The organism is Microbacterium sp. BF1 (assembly GCF_019279095.1).
GTDB lineage: Bacteria > Actinomycetota > Actinomycetes > Actinomycetales > Microbacteriaceae > Microbacterium > Microbacterium maritypicum.
This window is the reverse complement of record NZ_JAGYWT010000287.1, coordinates 1-3,140: the sequence shown is the minus strand read 5'-3', so window position 1 is coordinate 3,140 and position 3,140 is coordinate 1. Positions and strand designations below refer to the sequence as shown.

Genomic DNA, 3,140 nt, shown 5'->3' with positions numbered 1-3,140 from the left:
GACGACGAGGCCGATCGTCAGCGCGATCAGCACGACGGCGACGGCGGCCACCAGCATCCAGATGTTGGCTAGTGCCACGTGCGCACCACCGTCCTGGCCGCATCAGCGCCGGCCACCGGGTCGATCACCGGTCCCTGACGGAAGATGCTCGGGTAGTAGTGCCTGCCCAGTGCGTCGATCAGGGCGGGATGCACGCCGCGCGCCACGAGATCGTCGAGCGCCAGCACCGGAGCCTCCAGGCCGCTGTACTCGTTCACGAAGGCACGGACGACCCGGCTCAGCTCGAGGTTCGCCTGTCGGGCGGAGATGCGGCGTTCGAGGTACTCGGTCTCGATCTGCTGGATGCGCGCCTGGTATTCGGTGCGCAATTGCGAGAGCACGTCGATGATCAGCGGAGCCTGGCCGGCATTCGCGTCGGCGGTCGCCAGCGTGCGGCGCGGGCGGGTGAGCACGATCAGCAGCCAGGCGCCCAGCACCAGCAGAGCAAGGATGCCGATCGCCAGCAGCATCCAGCCCCAGCCGTACTGCGCCGGCGGGTAGAGGTCGTCAGAGCCGGGCATTCGACCTCCGGTTCAGCAGCGTCAGCAGCTGGGCGACCGCGTCGTCCTGCCCGTCCAGCGTGGAGTGGCTGATCTCCATGCGGGTGAGGAGCTCGGTGAGGTGCGCGGCATCGGCCTCGCGCTGCGCGGTCAGCTCCTGCACGATCTCGCGGTCGCCCTGCACGAAACCCGGCACCTGCCAGCGGCTGTCGACATCCGAGCGGATGCGTCCGGTGGCGTGGTCCAGCACGGGCTCGGCGTCGCGGAGAGTGAGCCAGAGCACGTCGTGCTGCACGCGCAGCCGGCGTAGCATCCGCTCCGTCTCGCTCGTGACCGGGGCCTCGTCGGTGATCACCACCACGATCATGCGGCGGGCGATCGTGCGTGTGACGAACGACAGCAGTGCGTCACGGTCGCTCGGAGCACTGCTGTCGTCGATGGTCCTGTCGATCGTGCGCAGCGCATGTTCGAGCGCACCCTCGCTGCGGCCGGGCGCGAGCCGGCGCACCTTCGCGGAGTCGCCGTAGACCGTGGTGAAGTCGTCGCCGTGGCGCAGCGTCAGCACCCCGAGCACCCCGGTCGCGAGGATCGCCAGCTCCTTCTTCGACCGCTCGTCGGCGGCGAGGGCCGACATCGAGCGCCCTGTATCGACCACGAACAGCACGGTGTGCATGCGCGTCGCGCGCGAGCGCTTGACCAGGGGCGTTCCCAGTCGCGCGGTCGCCCGCCAGTCGATGTCGCGCACCTGATCGCCGTACTCGTACTTGCGCAGGTCTTCGAAGTCGAGGCTCCGCCCGCGCAGCAACGACGCGTAGGCGCCGTCGAGCGCGTGCAGCGACTTGCGCGTCGAGTGGATGAAGAGCTTGCTCTTCACCTGCGTGATCAGGCTCGGCATGGGGATCAGGGCGTGGGGACCGACGCGAAGATCTGGTCGATGATCTCCTCGCTGCGGACGCCCTCGGCGTCGGCCTCGAACGTCAGCAGCACGCGGTGGCGGAGGACCAGGTGCCGCAGCTCCCGGATGTCTTCGGGCAGCACGTGCGAGCGCCCCTTGAGCAGGGCCAGCGCTCGCGAAGCCTGCAGGAACGCGATGCTCGCACGCGGGCTCGCGCCGTACTTGATGAAGCGGGCCCGCTCCTCGCCGATGTACGGCGCCGGGTTCCGCGTGACGTAGGCGATCGACACGATGTAGTTGCGGATCGCGGGGTCGACGTAGATGCGGCTGGCCACATCCTGCAGCAGGCGCACGTCGTCGAGGCTGACCGCGCTGGCCACGTGCCGGTCGGGGTCGAGCACTCCCGAGTCGATGCGGCTGAGCACCTCGAGTTCTTCGGCGGGGCTCGGATACTCGACGATCTCCTTGAGCAGGAAGCGGTCCATCTGCGCCTCGGGCAGCTCGTATGTGCCCTCCTGCTCGATGGGGTTCTGCGTCGCGATCACGAGGAACGGCTTCGGCAGGTGGTGGATCTCCCCGCCGATCGTGGTCTGATGCTCCTGCATCGCCTCGAGCATGGCGCTCTGGGTCTTGGCGCTGGAGCGGTTGATCTCGTCGAGCAGCACGAAGTTCGCGTGCACGGGGCCGAGCACGGTGCGGAAGGATCCGGTCGCCGCGTCATAGATCTGGTTGCCCGTGATGTCGCTGGGCAGCAGGTCGGGCGTGCACTGGATGCGCTTGAACTGCGCCTTCACCGTGTCGGCGAGGGTGCTGGCGGCGGTGGTCTTCGCCAGCCCCGGCACGCTCTCGAGCAGGATGTGGCCGCCGGCGATGAGCGAGACGAGCAGGCTCGTGCGCAACCGGTCCTGGCCGACCATCTTCGCGGAGTACGAGGCGGAGATGATCCGCAGCACCTCGTTCGACGAGCTGTTCCCCGAAGGCGTCGCGACATCGACGGCGTGGGTCGCGAGCATCGTGGATGACGCGGATGGCGAGCTCGGAACGCTCCTGCTGGCCCTGAACGGTCAGAAGCTGTTCCTCCTCGACGTCGTCTTCGAGACGACGTCGACGGATGCCCGGCGCGACGATCTTCTCCACGGCATCCTGCAGATCGCCCGCGACAGGGGCGCGACGCAGATCGCCATGCCGCTCTTCCCGCAGGACGCGGCCGCACGGGCATTCGTCGAGGGACGCGGGTTCGAGGTCGCCTCGATCCAGATGGTGCTGGAGCCGCTTCCGGTGCGCGAGGTCGCCGGACACGTCGATGTGCGGCCGATGACCGCGGAGCGTTTCCCCCGTTTCGTCGCGGCGTCGGAGGAGGGGTTCGCGCACGACCTCGTCGAGTCCGGCCGGTACACGCCGGAGGAGGCCGCCGCCGAGTCGCATCGTCAGATGCGGGCGGAGCTTCCGGACGGACTCGACACCGAGGGGCAGGAGCTCTTCACCGCCACCGTCGCCGGCACCGAGGTCGGCATCCTCTGGTTCGGCTTGCGTCGGCGCGACGGCCGACCGCAGGCGTTCATCCTCGACATCGAGGTGTATCGTGATGACCCAGATCAGCGGCGTGATATCCAAATGAGGGCTCCAGACTCGAGGTACGACAGTACCGCCAAAGTCTTCTCCATTCCATGAGACATGGAACCGGTGGCCCGGGATGCGACATGCAT

4 protein-coding genes are annotated in these 3,140 nt (G+C 68.2%); 1 reads left to right on the top strand and 3 read right to left on the bottom strand.

Features of this window, described 5'->3' with window-relative positions:
* Positions 1-68: 68 nt before the first annotated feature.
* From KZA10_RS10630 to KZA10_RS10620, 3 genes are read right to left on the bottom strand one after another with little or no spacing between them, the layout of a single operon-like run.
* A complete protein-coding gene (locus KZA10_RS10630; protein WP_055875608.1) occupies positions 69-560 on the bottom strand; it encodes a hypothetical protein in 492 nt (163 codons plus the stop codon).
* Positions 547-1,434: a DUF58 domain-containing protein gene (locus tag KZA10_RS10625; protein ID WP_141385573.1), complete on the bottom strand. Its 888-nt coding sequence runs from the start codon at positions 1,432-1,434 to the stop codon at positions 547-549. Before KZA10_RS10625 ends, KZA10_RS10630 begins: the two co-directional genes overlap by 14 nt.
* Positions 1,435-1,439: 5 nt before the next feature.
* A complete protein-coding gene (locus KZA10_RS10620) occupies positions 1,440-2,447 on the bottom strand; it encodes a MoxR family ATPase (RefSeq protein WP_218682857.1) in 1,008 nt (335 codons plus the stop codon).
* Here KZA10_RS10620 and KZA10_RS10615 point away from each other — a divergent pair.
* Positions 2,374-3,105 carry a hypothetical protein gene (locus KZA10_RS10615; protein ID WP_218682856.1) on the top strand — a complete coding sequence of 244 codons (732 nt, stop codon included), beginning with the start codon at positions 2,374-2,376 and terminating at the stop codon, positions 3,103-3,105. The two genes, KZA10_RS10620 and KZA10_RS10615, sit on opposite strands and share 74 nt — an antisense overlap.
* The last annotated feature ends 35 nt before the right edge of the window (positions 3,106-3,140 follow it).

Excerpts from the sequence above, each read along its gene's own strand:
- KZA10_RS10620 (WP_218682857.1), bottom strand. The coding sequence starts at position 2,447 with ATGCTCGCGACCCACGCCGTCGATGTCGCGACGCCTTCGGGGAACAGC.
- KZA10_RS10625 (WP_141385573.1), bottom strand. The coding sequence starts at position 1,434 with ATGCCGAGCCTGATCACGCAGGTGAAGAGCAAGCTCTTCATCCACTCG.
- KZA10_RS10630 (WP_055875608.1), bottom strand. The coding sequence starts at position 560 with ATGCCCGGCTCTGACGACCTCTACCCGCCGGCGCAGTACGGCTGGGGC.
- KZA10_RS10615 (WP_218682856.1), top strand. The coding sequence starts at position 2,374 with ATGATCCGCAGCACCTCGTTCGACGAGCTGTTCCCCGAAGGCGTCGCG.